This window comes from Actinosynnema pretiosum, assembly GCF_024171695.1.
Classification (GTDB): Bacteria; Actinomycetota; Actinomycetes; order Mycobacteriales; family Pseudonocardiaceae; genus Actinosynnema; species Actinosynnema pretiosum.
On sequence record NZ_JAMTCF010000001.1, the window covers coordinates 115,061 to 134,209 of the forward strand.

General features: G+C 72.8%; 18 protein-coding genes and 1 pseudogene. 10 read left to right on the forward strand and 9 right to left on the reverse strand.

Annotated features, from left to right (window positions below; genetic code table 11):
- The coding region (locus tag LV78_RS00480; protein WP_253842509.1) for an ANTAR domain-containing protein at positions 1–326 on the forward strand (326 nt) is incomplete at its 5' end.
- A gap of 111 nt (positions 327–437) precedes the next feature.
- Here the strand turns inward: LV78_RS00480 and LV78_RS00485 are convergent.
- On the reverse strand, positions 438–998 hold the full coding sequence (locus LV78_RS00485) for a hypothetical protein (protein ID WP_253842510.1): 561 nt from the start codon (positions 996–998) through the stop codon (positions 438–440).
- A 413-nt stretch (positions 999–1,411) separates the two neighbouring features.
- Between LV78_RS00485 and LV78_RS00490 the strand changes: the two genes are divergently transcribed.
- Both LV78_RS00490 and LV78_RS00495 read left to right on the forward strand, forming a co-directional pair.
- Positions 1,412–1,981 carry a TetR/AcrR family transcriptional regulator gene (locus LV78_RS00490; RefSeq protein ID WP_253842511.1) on the forward strand — a complete coding sequence of 190 codons (570 nt, stop codon included), beginning with the start codon at positions 1,412–1,414 and terminating at the stop codon, positions 1,979–1,981.
- 31 nt (positions 1,982–2,012) lie between these two features.
- On the forward strand, positions 2,013–4,202 hold the full coding sequence (locus LV78_RS00495; RefSeq protein ID WP_253842512.1) for an MMPL family transporter: 2,190 nt from the start codon (positions 2,013–2,015) through the stop codon (positions 4,200–4,202).
- A 121-nt stretch (positions 4,203–4,323) separates the two neighbouring features.
- On the opposite strand, the pseudogene LV78_RS00500 reads toward LV78_RS00495, so the two are convergent.
- The 4 genes and pseudogenes from LV78_RS00500 to LV78_RS00515 form a co-directional block, all read right to left on the reverse strand.
- Positions 4,324–4,491 (reverse strand): annotated as a pseudogene (locus LV78_RS00500) (sigma factor-like helix-turn-helix DNA-binding protein); the annotation flags it as partial.
- 278 nt (positions 4,492–4,769) lie between these two features.
- Complete coding sequence (locus tag LV78_RS00505) at positions 4,770–5,018, reverse strand: hypothetical protein (RefSeq protein WP_253842513.1); 249 nt, start codon at positions 5,016–5,018, stop codon at positions 4,770–4,772.
- A 278-nt stretch (positions 5,019–5,296) separates the two neighbouring features.
- Positions 5,297–5,800: a sigma factor-like helix-turn-helix DNA-binding protein gene (locus tag LV78_RS00510; RefSeq protein ID WP_253842514.1), complete on the reverse strand. Its 504-nt coding sequence runs from the start codon at positions 5,798–5,800 to the stop codon at positions 5,297–5,299.
- A gap of 193 nt (positions 5,801–5,993) precedes the next feature.
- Positions 5,994–6,569 (reverse strand): hypothetical protein, encoded by a 576-nt coding sequence (locus LV78_RS00515; RefSeq protein ID WP_253842515.1) that lies wholly within the window; start codon positions 6,567–6,569, stop codon positions 5,994–5,996.
- A 124-nt stretch (positions 6,570–6,693) separates the two neighbouring features.
- Between LV78_RS00515 and LV78_RS00520 the strand changes: the two genes are divergently transcribed.
- Both LV78_RS00520 and LV78_RS41440 read left to right on the forward strand, forming a co-directional pair.
- Positions 6,694–6,924: a hypothetical protein gene (locus LV78_RS00520; protein WP_253842516.1), complete on the forward strand. Its 231-nt coding sequence runs from the start codon at positions 6,694–6,696 to the stop codon at positions 6,922–6,924.
- Positions 6,925–7,014: 90 nt separating this feature from the next.
- Positions 7,015–8,208, forward strand: coding sequence for a Shedu immune nuclease family protein (locus LV78_RS41440; RefSeq protein WP_253842517.1), 1,194 nt, complete (start codon positions 7,015–7,017; stop codon positions 8,206–8,208).
- Positions 8,209–8,256: 48 nt separating this feature from the next.
- Here LV78_RS41440 and LV78_RS00530 read toward each other — a convergent pair whose 3' ends face one another.
- Complete coding sequence (locus LV78_RS00530; RefSeq protein WP_253842518.1) at positions 8,257–9,720, reverse strand: aldehyde dehydrogenase family protein; 1,464 nt, start codon at positions 9,718–9,720, stop codon at positions 8,257–8,259.
- 133 nt (positions 9,721–9,853) lie between these two features.
- On the opposite strand from LV78_RS00530, the gene LV78_RS00535 reads away from it, so the two are divergent.
- Positions 9,854–10,696: a helix-turn-helix transcriptional regulator gene (locus LV78_RS00535; RefSeq protein WP_253842519.1), complete on the forward strand. Its 843-nt coding sequence runs from the start codon at positions 9,854–9,856 to the stop codon at positions 10,694–10,696.
- 49 nt (positions 10,697–10,745) lie between these two features.
- Here LV78_RS00535 and LV78_RS00540 read toward each other — a convergent pair whose 3' ends face one another.
- On the reverse strand, positions 10,746–11,654 hold the full coding sequence (locus tag LV78_RS00540; protein ID WP_253842520.1) for a threonine/serine dehydratase: 909 nt from the start codon (positions 11,652–11,654) through the stop codon (positions 10,746–10,748).
- 496 nt (positions 11,655–12,150) lie between these two features.
- Here LV78_RS00540 and LV78_RS00545 point away from each other — a divergent pair, with 496 nt between their 5' ends.
- Complete coding sequence (locus LV78_RS00545; protein WP_253842521.1) at positions 12,151–13,041, forward strand: LysR family transcriptional regulator; 891 nt, start codon at positions 12,151–12,153, stop codon at positions 13,039–13,041.
- 457 nt (positions 13,042–13,498) lie between these two features.
- On the opposite strand, the gene LV78_RS00550 is transcribed toward LV78_RS00545, so the two are convergent.
- Positions 13,499–14,161 carry a hypothetical protein gene (locus LV78_RS00550; protein ID WP_253842522.1) on the reverse strand — a complete coding sequence of 221 codons (663 nt, stop codon included), beginning with the start codon at positions 14,159–14,161 and terminating at the stop codon, positions 13,499–13,501.
- 98 nt (positions 14,162–14,259) lie between these two features.
- Between LV78_RS00550 and LV78_RS00555 the strand changes: the two genes are divergently transcribed.
- Complete coding sequence (locus LV78_RS00555) at positions 14,260–14,817, forward strand: RNA polymerase sigma factor (RefSeq protein ID WP_253842523.1); 558 nt, start codon at positions 14,260–14,262, stop codon at positions 14,815–14,817.
- Positions 14,814–15,551, forward strand: coding sequence for a hypothetical protein (locus LV78_RS00560; protein ID WP_253842524.1), 738 nt, complete (start codon positions 14,814–14,816; stop codon positions 15,549–15,551). Before LV78_RS00555 ends, LV78_RS00560 begins: the two co-directional genes overlap by 4 nt.
- Before the next feature lie 60 nt (positions 15,552–15,611).
- Here LV78_RS00560 and LV78_RS00565 read toward each other — a convergent pair whose 3' ends face one another.
- On the reverse strand, positions 15,612–17,726 hold the full coding sequence (locus LV78_RS00565; protein WP_253842525.1) for a cellulase family glycosylhydrolase: 2,115 nt from the start codon (positions 17,724–17,726) through the stop codon (positions 15,612–15,614).
- A 390-nt stretch (positions 17,727–18,116) separates the two neighbouring features.
- On the opposite strand from LV78_RS00565, the gene LV78_RS00570 reads away from it, so the two are divergent.
- Complete coding sequence (locus LV78_RS00570) at positions 18,117–19,148, forward strand: amidohydrolase family protein (protein WP_253842526.1); 1,032 nt, start codon at positions 18,117–18,119, stop codon at positions 19,146–19,148.
- Position 19,149 lies beyond the last annotated feature (1 nt).

Genomic DNA, 19,149 nt, shown 5'->3' on the forward strand with positions numbered 1-19,149 from the left:
ACACCCAACCCGGCGACCTGAGCCAGGACGTGCTCCAACTCGGCCAGGCCCTCGCCGACGTCGCCACCATCGGCATCCTGCAACAACGCGCCATCAAGCACGCCGACCAGCTCAGCGGCCAACTCCAGACGGCGCTCGGCAGCAGGGTCGTGATCGAGCAGGCCAAGGGAATCCTCGCCGCGACCGGGAACATCCCGCTCGACGCGGCGTTCGAACGGCTGCGCGGCTACGCGCGCGCGCACCACCACCGCCTCACCGACCTGGCCCACGCCGTGGCGGCGGGCACGGCGGACACGGCGGCGATCCTGGCCAGGGGACGTCGCTGACCTCCCGTCCGGGCGGAGGCGCCGGGGCCGCGAGGCGGTGGGGCCCCGCGGGTTGTGCGGACGGCCGCGCGGCGGGGGCGGCGCGTGGTGGCGCGTCGACGAGCGGCAGGCTCACCTGGTGGCGTGGAGCCAGCGCGCCGGCTTGCCGAACATCCCGTTCAGCCTGCCCGCCGGCCGCTGCTGCTCGTCCACGAGCGCGGCGAGCGCGCAGATGCCGCCGGTGAGGAGCGGGATCAGCCACTGGCAGGTGTCCAGCTGGCGCCGGAGGCGCCCGGTCTCCCCCGGTGCGGACCGGGCGGGGACGACGCCCTCGACCACCGCGCCGTTCCCGACGGCGGTCAGCTTCCTGCCGAGCGACCGGCTGTAGCCGGTCACGGCCAGCGCGGCGCCGGTGAGGACGAACTTGCCGATGGTCTGCGCGGCCACCCCGCGCCGACCGGCCGCGCGATCCCGGTTGACCGGCAGCAGCATCATCCCGCCCAGCAGGTGCGCCCCGATGGCGACGGCGCAGACCGGCGCCCAGGAGCCCCACCCGGCGTTGAGGCCGGGGACGGCGGGGTCGGCGCCGAGGGCGGGGTCGGCGGCGGTCACCGCCTCGGCGAGCGAGCCGCCGAACCAGGCGGCGAGGCCGATGTCGTGAAGGGCGCGGACAGCGGTGGTGCGCTCGGGCATGGTGTTCCTCCGGTTCCGGGGTCCGCGCGGGCGGGTCGTGCCCTCGCCGCTCGGGCGGCGCGCCACGCGGTCTCGTGCCACGGCTGTCACGACGCGGTCGCCACGACGCGGCGGTCACGGGTGCGGGGGGAGGGAGCGCGATCGCCGTCCCCCGCGCGCCTCGGCCACGCGCCGCCCGTCTCCGGGGCGTGTCGTCGTGCTGGACTGGGCGCACCGGGGGTCCTGGGCGCGGTGGTGGGGCCTGCGGGCCCCGTGCCGGGTGTTCCCGTGGCGTGGCGGTCGAAACACCGCGCCGGGCCCGCCCCGGCGCGGAGCGTGCCCGGCTCGGCACGCTCCGCGCTGTGAGCAACCGCACCAACCGTATCGGTCGGCCTACCGACCGATACGGTTGGTAGGCGGGTACCGTCGACGACGTGGCACGAGAAACGCGGCACGAGGCGGACGTGCGTCTGCTCGACCGGGCGGCGGCGCTGTTCGCCCGGCACGGGTTCGACCACACCTCGATCAAGGACGTCGCCGACGCCGTCGGGCTGTCCAAGGCGGGGCTGCTGCACCACTACCCCACCAAGGACGCCCTGTTCACGGCAGCGGCCGAACTGGGTCGCGGGAAGGCCCACGAGGTCGCCGGGCAGGCGATGCGGCTGCCCGCGGGGCCCGAGCGCGACCGGGCGGCCATCGAGCTGATGACCGACCTCGCGCTGGAGCACCCCGGTCTGATCTCCATGGCCGCCGGGGTGATCACCGAGATGGGCTCGGACAGCGCCCACCCGCTGCTCGTGCCCGACAGCGACGAGCTGTCGATGTTCGCCGTGTTCGACGTCGACCCGCGCGACGTCGACAGCGAGCGCCTCGTGCGCGTGATCGGCGCGCTGAGCGCGCTGGCCGTGCTCAGCCTGGCCGCCAACCACGTCGACCGGAAGTCGGTGTGGCGGCGGCACATCGTGGCCACCTGCCTGGCCGCGCTCGGCCACCCCTCCCCTTGACCCAACCCACACCTCTGAGGCCTGAACGCTCATGGCACGTCTCCTCTACCGGCTCGGCGTCGGCTCGCACCGACGACGGCTCGCCGTAGTCCTGTTGTGGCTGGTGGTGCTGCTCGGCACCGGCGCGGGCGCGCTGACCCTCTCGGGCACCACCGCCAACTCGTTCTCCATCCCGGGCCAGGAGTCCACGACCGCGCTGGACAAGATCTCCGAGGAGTTCGGCTCCAGCGGGGGCGCGACCGCGCGCGTCGTGGTCAAGGCCCCGGGCGGCCAGACGCTGACCACGCCGGAGAACGCGCAGCTGATCGCGGGTCTGGTGCAGAAGCTGTCCGAACTGGACGGTGTGGCCTCGGCGAGCAACCCGCTCGACCCGCAGGCGCCTGCGGTGAACCAGCAGCAGAACACCGCGTACAGCACGGTCACCTACAGCGCCAAGGTCGGTGACATCACCCAGGAGCAGAAGGACGCGCTGTTCAAGGCGGTCGAGGACGGTCGCACGGGCGGGCTGACCGTGGAGGCCGCCGGTGAGGCCACCCAGTCGCCGCCGCACATCGGCGGTGTGGCCGAGGCGCTCGGCGTGATCATCGCGCTGGTGATCCTGGCCATCACGTACGGGTCCCTCGTCACGGCGGGGATGAACCTGCTCACCGCCGCCGTCGGCGTGGGCATCGGCGCGCTCGGCGTCATGATCGCCACCGGGTTCATGGACCTGCAGTCCACCACCCCGATCCTGGCGTCGATGCTGGGCCTGGCCGTGGGCATCGACTACGCGCTGTTCATCATCAACCGCTACCGGCAGGAGCTGCGGCACGGGCGCGACGTCGGCGAGGCCATCGGCATCGCCGTGGGCACCGCCGGTTCCGCCGTGGTCACGGCGGGCATCACGGTCGTGATCGCGCTCGCGGGCCTGGCCGTCGCGGGCATCCCGTTCCTGACCCAGATGGGCGTGGCCGCCGCCGCGACGATCGTGGTGTCGGTGCTGATCGCGATCACGCTGGTGCCCGCCGTGCTGAGCTTCCTGGGGCTGAAGGCGTTGCCGCGCAAGCAGCGCGAGGCCGTGCAGCGCGGTGAGGTCGGCGACGCCGAGGAGCACCACGAGCGCGGGTTCTTCCGGGGCTGGATCAACGGCGTCACCAAGCAGCGGGTCGCCGCGCTGCTGCTGGCCGTGATCGGACTCGGCCTGGTGTCGGTGCCCGCCGCGTCGATGACCACGACGCTGGTGCCGCGCCCGGTGGTCGACTCGACCCAGGAGCGCGCCGAGAAGATCCTGGCCGACGGGTTCGGCGCGGGCTTCAACGGGCCGCTGATCGTGCTGTTCGAGGGCGGGAACCCGGCGCAGGCCGCCGCTGCCGCCGTCGCGGACATCCAGGGGCTGGACGACGTCGCGATGGTGGCGCCGCCGATCCCCGACGCCGACGGCACGGCGGCGATGCTGACCGTGATCCCGAAGTCCGGGCCCGCGTCGCAGGAGACCGAGAAGCTCGTCGAGGACCTGCGGGCGCAGCTCGCGGACGTCGAGGGCAGCACGACCTACGTGACCGGGTCGACGGCGGTGAGCGTGGACGTGGCGGTGACGCTGGACAAGGCGCTGCCGGTGTACCTGGTGCTCGTGGTGGGCCTGGCGCTGGTGCTGCTGGTGCTGGTGTTCCGGTCGATCCTGGTGCCGCTGGTGGGCGTGCTGGGCTTCCTGCTCACGATCGGCGCGTCCCTGGGCGCGACGGTCGCGGTGTTCGAGTGGGGCTGGCTCGCGGACGCGGTCAACCTGGACGGCACCGGGCCGCTGATCAGCCTCACGCCGATCATCGTGATCGGCATCCTGTTCGGGCTCGCGATGGACTACCAGGTGTTCCTGGTGTCGCGGATGCACGAGGCGCACGCGCACGGCATCGCCCCGCGCGACGCGATCCGCACCGGCTTCCGCCAGGCCGCGCCGGTGGTCGTGGCCGCCGCGCTGATCATGTTCTCGGTGTTCGCCGGGTTCGTGCCCTCGGGTGACGCGACGATGAAGTCGATCGCGTTCGCGCTGGCGATCGGCATCGCGGTGGACGCGTTCGTGGTGCGGATGGTGCTGGTCCCGGCGGCGCTGGCGCTGCTGGGCAAGGCCGCCTGGTGGCTGCCGTCGTGGCTGCGGTGGCTGCCGGAGCTGGACGTGGAGGGCGCGGGGCTGGAGCGGGACGGGAAGCTGGAGCCGGAGAAGCCGCTGGCCGACGTGGCGGGCTGACCCTGCTCGACCTGCTCGACCGACGCCGCCGTCCGGGTTTCCGGGCGGCGGCGTCGTCGTTTTCGGGGCTGTTCACGCCGTGAACAGCGCAGGCACGGCCACATCACCGATCGACAACAGCTCAGCTCCCCTGCAGCGCCTTGCGGAGTCGGACCAGGGCGCGGTGCTGGGCCACCCGGATCGCGCCAGGAGTGGAGCCCACCGCGACGGCCACCTCCTCAGCCGACAGCCCGACCACAACACGCAGCAGCAGGATCTCCCGCTGCTTCTCCGGAAGGACCCCAAGCAGCACGGCGATTCCGTGCACGAACGCGAGAAGTCGCTTCGCCCAACAGCGAGTTCAGCTCGATCCGGTCACGGGACAGCGCCGCCGCAGAGAGCGGTTCGACGGGCCTGGTGGTCTGCGCGCGCACAGCGCGCTCCACCAGCGCGGCGATGGACGACGCAGGCACCCGCTCCACAAACCCTCCGGTCTTCGAGGCGCTGACCGAGGAGCGCTGCACGACCCCTGGAACTCGCCCGTCACCCGCTTCCTGGGAGAGCCTGCGGTGCAGGCCCGTCGACAGATCAGTCATGGGCGGCATAGCGAATCCCCTTCCTGGAACGACGTGCGGGCTGCCAACCGGGCGCGGCGCAGTCGTCCTTCCAGTCGCGCCTGCTCCGCCGCCACCTCCGGCACACGTTGGGAAAGCTCAGAACGCACGCGTTCTCGAAGTACTTGAGCAGCGACAGACCGCTCTCGGGCGTCCACTGCCTGCCGACGATCCCGAGCCGGGTGAACAGCTCGAAGCCCTCGTGCACGGCATCCGCCGCCATTTCCTCGGCGTCTGCGGGGAGACGGGACACGTCGTCGGGTAATGCGGTGCCCTCCAGATCTGGATCCGGAGGGTCGACAGCCGATCCCTCCATGCGGTGTCCTTCGCGTCGGCGGTGGGTGATGCCCCTTCAACCACCTCCATGTCATTGCGCAGGCGGCATCCCACGGGGCATTTCGCGGAAATTTGTCGGCCTGCGACCCCGGAGCGACCGGCGTAGCCCTCACCTGCGCGCAGGCGCCGTGGTGATGCGGTCCAGGTCCTGGCGCAGGGCTCACCTCAGATCGGTTGCGCCAGGTCCTCGCGGAGCCGGGCGAGCGCCTGGTGCTGGGCCAGCCTGACGGCTCCCGGCGTGGAGCCGACGGCGGTGGCGGTCTCCTCCACGGACAGGCCGACCGCGACGCGCAGCACGACGATCTCGCGCTGGCGCTCGGGCAGCACGCGCAGCAGCGCGGCCATCCGCTCGGTCGGTTCCCCTTGTGCCGCCGGGGTTTCCTCCCCGGCCGGGACGTGCGGCGCGACCTCGCGGGAGGCGATGCGGTGCACGAGGGCCAGCAGGGGGCGGTCCCGGTGGGTGGGCAGGGCGGCGAGCACGGCGAGGCACACCTGCCCCGCGACGTGGTCGGCCGAGGCGAACGACGAGCCGCGCTGGCCGATCCTGGCCCGGCAGTACCGCACGGCCAGGGGGCGGACGGAGGCGATGACCGCGTCCGGATCGCCTGGGTTCGGCCGGGGATCTGCGGCGGCGCACGGGCTGCTCGGTGGACGGTTTGTCCCCTCCATGCGACGCGTCCTCCAGACCTGCGACGGGTGCTTCCCGTCCCATGTCACCGCAGCCGTCCCGCGAACACCCGGTGTTTCACCGAAATCCGGGAGGATCGCCGCGCGCGCCACCCGAGTGGACCAGCACCAGGGCGCAATGCTGCGGAGAGCGGTTTCCCTGCGGGGTCGGGTGGGGAGGGTCGGGTTGGGAGGGTCAGACGGGCATCGCGGTGACGCGGTCGAGCACGTCGGCCATGAGGTCCTTGAGGTGGCTCAGGATCTCCGGGGACTCGCCGGGGAACGAGCGGATCTCCACGAACGCGCAGTCCGGGCCGACCGGCTTGCCGGAGACCAGCACCAGCACGGCCTCGTTGCCCAGGTAGTAGTAGGCGCCGCTGCCCAGGTCGTCGACCGCGATCGCGTTGCGCTCGGGGTGTTCGAGCGGGTAGTTGTCGAGCACGACCTCCTCGGTGCCCGCGCCGCCGACGGAGAAGTTCACCGTGATCTGGGCGGTGGGCTGGGAGGCGGGCTGGGCGAACACGGCCGAGTAGGACTTGCCGCCCACCGCGTTCGGGGCGTCCCCCTGCGGGGTGCAGCTGAGGTCGGACAGGGCGTAGGTCGCGGAGAGCACGGACAGGTCCACGCTGTCGCAGGCGGTGTAGGGGGCCGGTGGCGCGCTCGACGCGGGGGCGGAGGAGCCGGACGCGGCGGCCTGGCCGTCACCGCCCGTGCACGCCGAGAGCAGCGCACCGGCCGCCGCGAGCACCACTGCGAACATCTTGCGCGTCATCTGCTGGGCCCCTTGCCGGAAGTGAAACTGCGTGACGGTACCAACCGGGGGATGATCCGGAACAGGGCTCGGGAAGAATGCGGGGGCTGGTTAGGGGTTCTGCGAGCGGGGGTGGAGGCGGAGCGTGACCGACGAGGAACTGCTGGTGGAGGTGGCGCTGGCCCGGCTCGACCACCCTGGGCTGGAGCTTGAGGAGATCGCGGCGCTGGTGGTGCGGCGGTTGGGGAGCGCGGTGGAGCTGGAGTTCGCGGCGGAGAACCTGACCGAGCGCGGCGAGCTGCGCGGGGCGCGGTTCGAGTCGGCGGTGGAGCACGTGCTGCGGGTGGTGCTGACGCTGCGGGGGCCTGCGGACTGAGTGGGTTTCGGGCGAGCATGCGGTAACGGAGAGGTCACGATGGCTGGCACTCCACACGCTGCCGGAAGTGCGGTTCCAAGATCATGAACTGTGAAGATCAGGGCAGACGCGCTGCTGGAAAACGTGCTCGACGAGACTCGCGGGCTGTGCCAGGACGAGCGCTCCCGAACTGCGGTGGCCGCAGCGCTGAGCCACATGAACAGCAAACCCCCGAATCGCCGGGGTGGTCGCGCCCTGGTCGAACTGATGGAGACCGCGGTCACCACAGCGACCTCGGCGGCAGAGAGCACCGAGGTCGTCAACAGGCTTGAGGACTGCGTCAACTACGCGGAAAGGAACCTGGCCGCTCCGGACTTCGAGGCGCTGTACCTCGCGGAGAGGAATGTCCGGCTGGACGGGCAGATGGGTTTGGCGCTGCGAACCGTGGAGATCTCAGCGGACTTCTGGATCGCCAAGATTGAGGAGTTCCTCACCGAGTCACCTACGGCAACCGCAGCGGAGGCCTTGGACTGGATGCGGGTCCTCCAGCGTGAACTGCCCTATGCGGAAAGGACGGAAGACCGACCAGCCCGGTACCGCCTGACCGTGGGACGTGCCGAGATGGCGCGCTGGATCAGCGAGGTGCTTTTCGAGCGGCTCGACATCGCGCACCTCGACGAGTCCGTGCGCAGGATCGTGACCAGCCCCGAAGCGCTGGAGGCGCTCGCGGCCGACGAGACCGGCGAGGTGGCCTTGCGCGCGGTGCAACTGCGGCGTCGGCACGAAGGGCTGAGCAAGCTCAGGGAGGTCATCGAGGACGCCGACTCGACAGAGCCTCAGATCCACGAGGAGCTGGAGAAGCACCTGTGGATCTTCGGGGGGCACTACGCGGGAAAGGCCGGTAGACGTCGGTTCGTCGAGGGTGACGAGGTGGACATCCCGTTGCTCCGACCAGACGGGTCGTTGTGCGTGGTGGAGTTGAAGCAGGCGAACGTTCAAGTGCTGACCCGGTACCGGAACTCCCCGATCGTCACGCGGAGGGTCCAGAAGGCAGTCAGTCAGGCGGTCAACTACCTGGTCGGGCTGGACGAGAACCGCAAAGAGATCCTGGGCGATCAAGCAGTGGACACTCGCCGAGCCAACGCGATCGTGCTGATCGGCCACTCGAAGTTCGAACGACCTGCCTACGTCAAGGACCTGAACTCGACCCTGCGCCTGTACAACTCGCACCTGAACCGGGTCGAGGTGCTGACCTACGACCAGCTCCTCGACGCCGCCGAGCGCTCGCTCGCGATGAGCTCTTGACCCGGCCTCCGAGGGGCGGCGGCCTTCCCGCCGCCCCTCCCCCGCCCGCTACAGCTGGATCGACACCGTCTTCTCCTCCGTGTAGGCCAGCAGCGCGTCCGGCCCGTGCTCGCGCCCAAGCCCGGACTGCTTGAACCCGCCGAACGGCACCGGGCCGGGTTCGATGCCGCCCCAGGTGTTCACCCACACCGTGCCCGCCTGGAGCTCCGCCGCGAAGCGGTGGGCCGTTGACAGGTCCTTCGTCCACACCGACGCCGACAGGCCGTAGGTGGTGTCGTTCGCCTGCCTCAGGACGTCCTCCTCGTCGGTGTAGCCGAGCAGCGCGGCCACCGGGCCGAAGACCTCCTCGCGGGCGATGCGCATGTCGTTGCGCACGCCCTCGACCAGGGTGGGCGGCACGAAGTACCCCGTGCGGTCCAGGCGCTCGCCGCCCAGGGTGATCCTCGCGCCTTCCTCCTGCGCCACCGCGAAGTAGCCGGTCACCCGGTCCAGGTGCGCGCGGAACGCCAGCGGGCCCATGGTCGTGGTCTCGTCGAACGGGTCGCCCGGCGTGAACCGGCCCAGCGCGTCCGACAGGTGCGCGGCGAACTCCTCGCGGACGCTGTCGTGCACGAAGATCCGCGTCCCCGCCACGCACGCCTGTCCGGTGCCGAGGCAGAAACCGGCTGCCGCGCCCGCTGCCGCCGCCGTCAGGTCCGCGTCCGGGAGCACGATCACCGGGGACTTGCCGCCCAGCTCCAGGGTGACCCGCTTGAGCGTGTCCGCGCCCACGCGCACGATGCCCTTGCCGACCGGGCCCGAGCCGGTGAACGAGACCTTGTCCACCCCAGGGTGCGACACCAGCGCCTGCCCGGTGAGCGCGCCCGTGCCGGTCACCACGTTGACCGCGCCTGCGGGCAGGTCGGTCGTGGCCAGCAGCTGGGCCAGGCGCAGGGCGCTGAGCGAGCTGTGCTCGGACGGCTTGAGCACCACGGTGTTGCCCGCCGCGAGGGCCGGTGCGAGCTTCCACGACGTCTGGAGCACCGGACCGTTCCACGCCACGACCGACGCGACCACGCCGATCGGCTGGCGCAGCGTGTACAGCAGCTGGCCGGGCGCCCCGCCGGGCGCGGTGTGGCCGGTGAGCTTGGTCGGCCAGCCCGCGTAGTGCCGGTACACCTGCACGGCGTGGTCGACCATCATGCGCGCGCCCACGACCGGCACGCCCATGTCCAGCGCGTCCAGGGTCGCCAGCTCCTCGCGGTGCCGCTCCACCACGTCGGCGATCTGGAGCAGCACCTTCGCGCGCTGCGCGGCCGGGGTGGCCGACCAGGTCCCGAACGCGGTCCGCGCGGCGCGGACGGCCCCGTCGACCTCCTCGGGGGTGGCCACGCCCAGGTGGGTGAGGACCTGCTCGGTCGTGGGATCGGTGGTGGCGAACGTGTCGGGCGAGCGGGGCGCCACCTGGGCGCCGTCGACGAAGAAGCCCTGGACGTCCGCGTCGAGCAGGGCGGGGCGGGGTCTGGTGGTCACTGCGGTGCCTCCTGGTGCCGGTCTTGCGGTCACCACCGAGGCTGGTCGCGGTCGCGGCGGAACGGGTTGCCCTGGTTTTCCTGGGTCTGGCGTGCCCACCCTCGGGGTCGGGGCGCGCGGGGATGAGGGGGGCATGGCCTCCTCACCGTCACTGCAGCTCGCCGACTTCCTGCGCGCCCGGCGCGGACGGGTGCGGCCGGACGAGCTGGGGCTCGAACCCGGCGGGCGGCGGCGGGTGAGCGGGCTGCGGCGGGAGGAGCTGGCGGTGCTGGCCGGGGTGAGCACCGACTACTACCAGCGGATCGAGCAGGGGCGCGGGGTCAAGCCGTCCGACGAGGTGCTGGACGCGCTCGCGCGGGCGCTGCGGCTGACCGACGACGAGCGGCGGCACCTGCACACCCTCGGCCGGGCCGCGCGCAGGCCCGCCGCTCCCCCGCCGCGACCGGTGGAGCGGGTGCCGGAGAGCACCCGGCGGCTGGTGGAGCTGCTGCCCGCGCCCGCGATGGTGCTCGGGCGGCACCTGGACGTGCTGGCGCACAACGCAGTGGCGAACCTGCTCTTCGGCGGGATGGACGACGTGCTGCCGGGTGAGCGGAACATGCTGCGGGCGCTGTTCCTGCACCCCGACGCGCGGCGGGTGTGCCCGGACTGGGCCGAGTCGGCGAGCGAGTACCTCGGGATGCTGCGCGCGGCGGCGGCCGAGGACCCGGACCACCCCCGCGCTCGGGAGCTCGTCGGGGAGCTGAGCCTGGTCAGCCCGGAGTTCCGGCGGATGTGGGCGCGGCACGACGTGCGGGAGAAGGTCAAGGGGGCCAAGTCGTTCGCGCGCACGCCGGTGGGACCGGTGCGGTTGGACTGGGACGCGTACCCGCTGCCGGGGTGCCCCGGTCCGGTGCTGGTGGTGTACACGGCCGAGGCCGGGTCGGTGGACGCCGAGCGGGTGGCGGAGCTGGGGGCGCTGGTGGGCGCGCGGTGACCGGCCGGGACGATCCCGGCCGGTCGGGTGGCGCGGTCGGGTGGCGCGGTCAGGCCAGGTCGGCCGGGTTGGTGTTGGCGCCGCAGAGGATGACGGCGACGCGCTCGGTGGAGGCGGGGCGGTAGGCGCCGTCGAGCAGCGCGGCGTAGGCGGTGGCGCCGCCGGGTTCGAGGGCCTGGCGGTACTCGGACCACAGGAGCCTGCGGGCGTCGGTGATGGACCGGCCGTCGACCAGCAGGGACTCGACGCCGGTGCGGCGGGCCACGTCGAACGCGATGTCCCCCACCCGGCTGGCGCCGAGCGAGTCGGCGGCGACCCCGGAGACCTGGACGTCCACCGGTTCGCCCGCGGCGAGCGCGGCGTGCAGGGTGGGAGCGGTGTCCGGCTCGACCGCGACCACCTTGGCCACGCCCTCCAGCGCCGCCGCGATCCCGGCGATCAGCCCGCCGCCGCCGACCGCGACCAGCACGGTGTCCACGCCGCCGGTCTGCTCGAGCAGTTCCAGCGCCAGGGTGCCCTGACCTGCGCAGACCTCGGGCTGGTCGTAGGCGTGGCAGAGCAGGGCGTTGTGCCGCTCGGCGTAGGCCGTGGCCGCCTCGTAGGCCTGGGCGTACCGGTCCCCCACCTGCTCGACGGTCGCGCCGAGCGCGCGCAGGCGGTCCACCTTGACCTGCGGCGCGGTGGTCGGCACGAACACCCGCGCGGTCGCGCCGCACTCGGCCGCCGCGTCGGCCACGGCCAGCCCGGCGTTGCCGCCGGAGGCCGCGACGACCTCGGCGCCGCGCAGGTCGCCCGCCGACAGGAGGCGGTTGAACGCGCCCCTGGCCTTGAACGAACCGGTGCGCTGGAGGTGCTCCAGCTTGAACCACAGCCCGTCCTGGGGCTGGAACACCGGGGTGCGCCGCACCCGACCGCCGATCCGCCGTGCGGCGGCGTCGACCTCCGACCTCGTGATCATGGGACAAGTCTGCGCCGAACGGCGCATTAGCGCCAGCGATGGGTGCTAAGCTGGCAACAGGTGGGCTTATGGCTGGTGGCCTGATCGTGGTTGGTGAGCGCCGGGGTGACGGGCGCTGTTGTGGCGTGCGCTGAGTTGGTTGGTTGGCGGGTTGGGGCGCGCTGGGGCGGTGGGTGCCGGGCTGGTGCGTGCCTGAGTGGTGGATACGGCGTGGTGGACGCCGGGTGGTGGAGAGCCGGAGTGGTCAGCGCCGGAACGAGGTGCGCCCGTCGGTGACGGGTGCCGAGGTGGGGTGCGCCGGGATTGGTGAGCGCCGGGGCAGTGAGCGCCGAGGTGGGATGCGCCGTGCGTGACGGACGCCGGGTCGGCGAGTGCCGGGTCAGTGCGGACTGGGTCAGTGCGGACCGGGTCAGTGCGGACCGGGGCGGTGAGCCCCGGGTTGGCGAGCACTGGGTCAATCAGCGCTGGGTCGATGAGCGTCAGGTCGGGGTGCGCCGTGGGTGACGGGCATCGGGTCGACGCGCACCGGTTGGCGCTGTTGGCCGAGGTCGTGCGCGCCGGGTCGATCGCGGCTGCCGCGACGCGGTTGTCGTTCACCGCGTCGGCGGTGTCCCAGCAGATCGCGGCGCTGGAGCGCGAGCTGGGCGGCCGGGTGCTGGACCGGCACCCGCGCGGCGTCACGCCGACCCCGCTGGGGGCGGCGATGCTCGGGCACGCGGAGGCGGTCGCGGGTGAGTTGCGGGCGGCCGGGGAGACGGCTCGCGCGCTGCTGGGCGGTGCGCCGGGGCAGGTGACCATCGGGACGTTCTCCACGGCGGGCACGACGCTGCTGCCGTCGGTGCTGGCCGCGTTCCGGCGCGACCACCCCGAGGTGGGGCTGCGGCTGCTCGACCTGGAGCCGCCGGACGGGTACGACCTGGTGGTGACCCGTGAGGTGGACCTGCTGGTCACGCACCGGTACCCCGGTTCGGCGCTGCCGTCCGCGCGAGGGTTGGCGCGGGTGCTGCTGCGGCGCGAGCGGTTCCGGCTGGTGCTGCCGCTCGGGCACAGGTTGGTCGGCGGGCGGCCGTCGCTGGGTGAGCTGGCGGGTGAGGAGTGGATCTCCGGGAGTCCGGGGATGCACAACCGGATCTGCCTCGACCACCTGGCCGACGAGCGCGGCCTCGCGCTGCGGGTGGCGTACGAGACCCGTGACTACCAGGCGGTGCTCGCGCTGGTGGAGGTCGGGCTGGGGGTGGCGTTCGTACCCGAGGACGTGGTGGGGCGGGCGCGGGTGGCGGTGCTGGACTGCGCCGACGCCAACCCGGACCGCGAGGTCCACCTCGTGCACCCGGTGCGACCTTCACCGCTGGTGGCGGATCTGGTGGGGCGGTTGCGGCGGGTGTGACCTCGGGCTGCTCGCGGGCGAGGGCTGCGCGGGCGACGGGGACGTGGGCGGGGTAGGTCGCGGGAGTGGATGGGCCGGTGCCGGAAGCGGCGGGGCTTGGCGCGGCGGGTGCGGGAAGCGGCCGATCCTGGTGCGGCGGGTGCCTGAAGCGGCGGTACCGAGAGCGGCGAGCGCCGGAAGCGGTGGTGCCGAGAGCGGTCGGTCTTGGGCATAGCGGGTGCCGAGAGCGGCGGGGCTTGGCGTGACGGGTGCTGGCGTGACGGGTGCTGGCGTGACGGGTGCTGGCGTGACGGGCGCGGTATCAACGTTCGCAGGGCCTGCGGTGCGACATCCGCGCGTGCTGGACCTGCCGTGTTGTGTCGGTGGATTCGCGACCGGGTGCGGGGTGGGTGCCCGTCGTGCCTCGCGGCTGGTGGCGGACCTGGTCGGGCGGTTGCTGCGGCGCTCGGCGCAGGGGCTACCGGGTGGCCTCGGGGTGGACCTCCACCGCGAGTGCGCGGACCCGGCCGCCGGGGCGGTGGTCGAGCAGTGCGTAGTCCCGCCAGGTCGTGCGGTAGTCGCCCGTCAGCGCGATGGGGGCCTCCCTGCCCCTCGTCGTGCCGGGGCCTGCTCGGTCCGACCAGGCCAGTTCGCCGGTCAGGCGCGTACCCTCGTGCACGCGGAACGCGTCGGCAGCCGTGGGGCGGGTGCTGGTGGGCGGGCGCCAGTCCAGGTCGTCGTTGCTCAGGAGCAGCACCAGGCCGCTCCAGCCCCGGTTCGCCGCGGTGAAGCGCTCCACCCTGGCGACGTCCTTGGCGAAGTCGTAGCGGCGGATGTCGTGCGCGCCCTGGTTCGCCAGGTCGAACGGCTCGTCGTCCACGACGCCGGTCCAGCGCTTCTTCCAGTACTTGATCTCGACGGCGGTGCGCAGGCCGAGATCGGGGCGGTGCAGGAGGAGGTCGAGGCGCTCCCTCGACGTCGGAGCGGGGCGGACCTCAAGGCGGACCCGCAGCAGCGGGTCCGCGAGGTGGGCCTGCCAGGCCAGGGCGTGCTGCAGGTCGGCCTCGCTGTGGAACACGGGGCGCGATCGGGCGAGTCCGGTCAGCAGGTCGTCCAGCGGGATTCCTCCGGCCAAGCGCACGTCGCCCCCCGTCCGAAGAGGCCCGAGGTTATCGGACTCGCCTGTGACAGCCCGTCCGCTGCCGGACAGGTACCGGGTGCGGGCTACGAGAGGACGACATGGGCAGTGGGCGTGGACGGCCGCCGGACGTGGAGCGGGAGGAGCGGTTCCGGGCCTTGCACCGGGAGTGCTACCCCGATCTGCTGCGGTTCGTCGAGCGGCGGGTTGTGGGTGGGGAGGCCGAGGACGTGGTCGCCTCCGCGTTCTTGGTGGCCTGGCGGAGGTTGGACGAGGTGCCGTCGGACGCTCGGCCCTGGTTGTTCGGGGTCGCGCGGCGGGCCATGGCCAACCATCGGCGTGGGGTGCTGCGGCGGCGGGCGCTGGACGTCCGGGTCGCGGTGGTCGGGGAGTCCGGTGGTGAGCAGGTGGACTTCGCGGGTGGGGCGGTGGCGCTGGTCGACCTGGAGCGGGCCTGGCGGGGGTTGTCGGCGGCGGACCGGGAGGTGTTGGCGCTGGTGGCGTTCGACGGGTTGAGCGGGGAGCAGGCCGCGGTGGTGCTCGGGTGCCGTCGCACGACGTTCGCCATGCGGCTCAAGCGGGCGCGCGAGCGGCTCGCCTCCGCCGTCGGGGGCGGCGATCGGGGCTCGGTGAAGGCGAAGGTGGAGGTGCGCGGGTGACGGGGTTGCGGCGGTTGGACCCGGCTGCGGGGCGTGAGCCGAGCGGGGAGGAGTGGATCCGGTCCGAGGCCCGGATCGAGCGGATCATCGGTGGCGAGGGGGAGGCTGCGGCGGTTCGGGAGCGGCGGTCGGTGCGGCGGCGGATCGGGGTGGTGGTGACTGCGGCGGTCGTGGCGGTGGGGCTGGTCGTGGTGGGGCTGGTGCCTGGGGCCACCGACGAGGCGTTCGCGCGGTGGACGCCCGATCCGGACGTGCTGCCGGGGGAACTGGCGATGCCGCAGGTGCTGGCGTGCGCCAAGAGCCTGGGGGCCGAGTTGACCCCGGAGGACGTCGTGCTGGTGGAGCGCCGGGGGATCGCGTCGATCCTGGTGCTGCGCGAGGGCGGCGGCTACGCCGAGTGCATGGTCGTCGGCGAGCGGGTGTTCAACTGGCAGGGCCTGTACGACCGCGAGCCCGAGGCGCTGACCGGGGCCGAGGCGACGGTGGAGACGATGAGCTCCAGCGGCGAGGGTGACGAGCAGTACTCGCGGATCGTCGGGCGCGTGGGGCCCGAGGTGCTGGCGGTGGACGTGCGGATGGGCGACGGGCGGGTCGTGCGCGCGGGGTCGGCGGGGCAGTGGTGGACCGCCTGGTGGCCGGGGCCCGAGGGTGGCGAGGTCGGTGGGACGACGCTCGTGCTGCACACGGCGAGCGGTGCGACCGAGCACGAGCCCGGTGACCTCTGGCCGGGCTGATCGGCGGGCACGGGGCCGCTTTCCCTTGGCGGGCAGGGGAAAGCGGCCTCGGTGCGCGGGTCAGGACGTGGTGCCCACGACCGACGTGCCGTTCTTGGTGATGTAGTAGGTCAGCGTGGTCCCGCTCCAGTAGTGGAACGTCAGGGTGACCCGCTGGCCCGCGTTGACCTCGGCGAAGAACTCGGGCTTGAGCAGCGTGGTGCTCGCCGCGTAGTCGGGGGCGAAGGTGTAGTCGTACTCCTTGAAGGAGGTCCAGTTCTGCGGTCCGGCGTTGGAGCCGTCCGCGTACTTGGCCTCCATCGTGGCCAGGCGGTCGCCCCGGAAGTTCGTGGGGATCGCGAAGGCGCTGGTGGTGCCGGTGGCGTTCTGGAGCACCGGGGTGTCGTAGGTCAGCAGGTCGATGCGCCACGGAACGCCCGAGGAGAACCGGGCGGACAGGGTGGCGTTGACGCCGTAGGCGCGCGCGCCCGACAGCCTGGTGATCAGCGCGGCGGACAGGGTGAGCTGGTCGCCGGAGACCGTGTAGTCGGTGCCGCGCACCAGGTCGGTGGAACCGTTGCGCAGCCCGGAGAACGTGGTCCCGTTCAGGTTCAGCGTGATCGTCTTCGCGGTGATCGCGGAGGCCTTGGCGCTGAACACCTGGTCGGTGGAGGCGGTGCCGGAGCGGGTGGTCCAGCTCGACTTGATCTGGGCGATCAGCTCCGGGTCGCTCCACTGGAACGAGGTGCGGCCGAGGTGCTGGCCGTTGTCCCACAGCATGGTGGTGATCTTGCGCTGCTTGGCGTAGTGGCCGAACAGCTCGAAGAACTTCAGCTTCTCGCCCTGCTGGATGGTGCCGGTGTGCCGGTCGAAGCCGAGCAGGCCGTACTCGCCGAGGATCACCGGGACGCCGCGCGCGACGAACGAGTTGTAGGCGCGGTCGAGGTAGTCGGTGAGGTCCTTCTGCGCGGTGGCGTCGAACCTGGTGCCGCCCGCGACGTTCACGCTGAACGGCCAGTAGCCGTAGTAGTGGACGGTCGCGGCGATGTTGCGGTCGTTGAGCGCGGCGAGCGTGGTGTTCAGCTCGTCGATGCGCGCCTGGTCTGCCGAGGTGTGCAGGGTGGGCAGGACCAGGAGGCGGGTGGCGTTGCCGCCGCCGGAGCCCCGGACGATGCGGTGGAACGAGGTGTTGAGCTCGTTGAGGAGCTGGGCGTTCTGGGCGTCGCCGGAGCTGCCGGTGAACTGGGGCTCGTTGACGCTCTCCAGCAGCAGCTTCGCCGAGGAGTCCTTGAAGGCCGAGGCGAGCTGCGTCCAGGTCGCGTTGTAGCGGGCGAGCACGTTGGCGCGGTCGGTCGGCATGGTGTTGATCCACTGCCACGAGTCGTGGTGCACGTTCAGCAGCACGTAGAAGCCGTCCGCGAGCGCCCAGCCGACGACCTCCTTGACGCGGCTCAGGTACGCGGGCTCGATGGTGTAGTTCGGGCCGGAGCCCTGGTGCTGGCCCCAGGTGACGGGGATGCGGATGCTGTTGAAGCCCTGCGACCGCACGTTGTCCAGCAGCGCCTCGGTGATGCGCGGGTTGCCCCACGAGGTCTCGTCGGAGCCGGTGGCGTCGAGCGAGTTGCCGAGGTTCCAGCCGGGCTGCATGGCCGCGACGGTGGCCATGGCGTCACCGGGCGGCTGGTTCGGCGTGGTCGTGGTGACGGGCGTGGTCGTGGTGGTCGGCGCGACGCCGCCGGTGCACGCGGTCCCGTTGAGGGTGAAGGAGGTCGGGACGCCGTTCGTGCCGCTCCAGGAGCCGTTGAACCCGAACTGGACGGAGCCGTTCGTGGGGATCGCGGCGTTGTAGGAGACGTTGGTGGCGGTGGCGGTCGCGCCGGACGAGGTGACGTTCGCGTTCCAGGCCTGGGAGACGGCCTGGCCGTTCGGGAAGGACCAGGTGAGGGTCCAGCCGTTGATCGCGTCGCCGAGGTTGGTGATGCGCACGTCGCCGGAGAAGCCGTTCTGCCACTGGCTGGTGACGGTGTAGTCGACCTTGCAGCCCGCCGCAGCGGCGGTGGCGTCGGCGGTGGCCTCGGCGGAGGCGGGGCGCGTGGCGGAGAAGCTCGCGCCGACGAGGGTGGCGACGGCGGTGAGCACCCCGAGCCCGACCCACCACCTCGCGGCTCGCGGTGTTCTGCTGCGTGAAGCGGTCATGGCTCTCCCCGAGTCGTCGTCGTCCCAGCGGGTGTCGCGGTGGGTGTCGCGGTGGGTGTCGCAACAGGCCGATCGTCGCGGTGAGCCGCAGGCGGGGCAAGGGTTTCGGGTGGAATCAGGGGGCATCGACGGCGGGGCGTCGAAGGGTTCGACGGCGGGGCGCGACGGGGTGGTCGAACCGGTGTCGAAGCAGGTCGGCGCGGTGAGGTAGGGGGCGGGCAGGAGTGGGCGGGCAGGCGCGGGTGGACGCGGTCGGGCAGGAGGGGTGAGCAGGTGGTGGAGCCGGGTTCGGGGAGCCGGATCGCCGGGGGCATGTCCGGGCGTGGCGGGCTGCGTCCGGGTCGGTTCCGCGCCAGGGTGGCGGGAGGCTTTCCACGGGAGGTGCGGCGGGTGCTGGCATTGCGGGGGATCGTGCTGCCGGAGCGCCAGAAGCGGGTGGTGCGCGTTGACGGGGGGCGGGTGCGGTTCGGGGACGTGGCGGGGTGCGAGGTGGTCGCCGACGGGGTGTGGTTGGCGCCCGGTCTGGTCGACCTGCACGCCCACCCCGGCATGGTGGGGCGTGCCGAGGGGTTCGACGTCGGGCTGTTCCGCGAGCAGATGGCGGCGCACCGGGACGCCGGGGTGCTGCTGGTGCGTGCTCCCGGCCTGCCGGAGGAACCCGGTGACGAGCCGGAACTGCCCCGGTTCCTCGGTAGCGGGCGCTGGTTGGCCACGCCTGGCCGGTTCTTCGCTGGTGCGGGCAGGCGGGTGGAGGAGAGCGGGTTGGCCCGTGCCGCCGTGGAGGAGGCGCTGGGGTCCTCGGGGTGGTGCAAGGTGATCGGCGACTGGTTGCCCGGCGTGCCCGCCGTGCCGCTCGACGTGCTCACCGGGGTCGTGGAGGCGGTGCACGCGGTCGGCGGGCGGGTCGCGGTGCACTGCCAGAGCGCCGAGGGCAGCCGCAACGCCGTGCTGGCCGGTGCGGACAGCCTGGAGCACGGCATGTTCCTCGACCCCGACCTGCTGCCCGTCATGGCCGAGCGGGGGACGGCGCTGGTGCCCACGTTCAGCGGGTTCGCCAGGACCATCGCGGAGCTGGAGGGCGGGCCGCACGGGGAGCTCCGGGACTGGCTGGTCGCCGGGTGGGAAAGCCTGCGCGCGATCGTGCCGCTGGCGCACCGGGCCGGGGTGCGGGTGCTCGCGGGCACGGACGGCGAGCCGCACGGGGCGGTCGCCGGTGAGGTCGAGTGGTTGTGGCGGGCCGGGCTGCCCGGTGACGCGGCGGTGGGCGCGGCGTCGTGGGCGGCCCGCGAGTGGTTGGGGGCGCCGGGGCTCGTGGACGGCGCGCCCGCCGACCTGGTGGCCTTCGACCGGGACCCGACCGAGGACCCGAGCGCGCTGCGCGAGCCCCAGCGGATCGTGCTGCGGGGGCGGCTGGTGCGGTGAC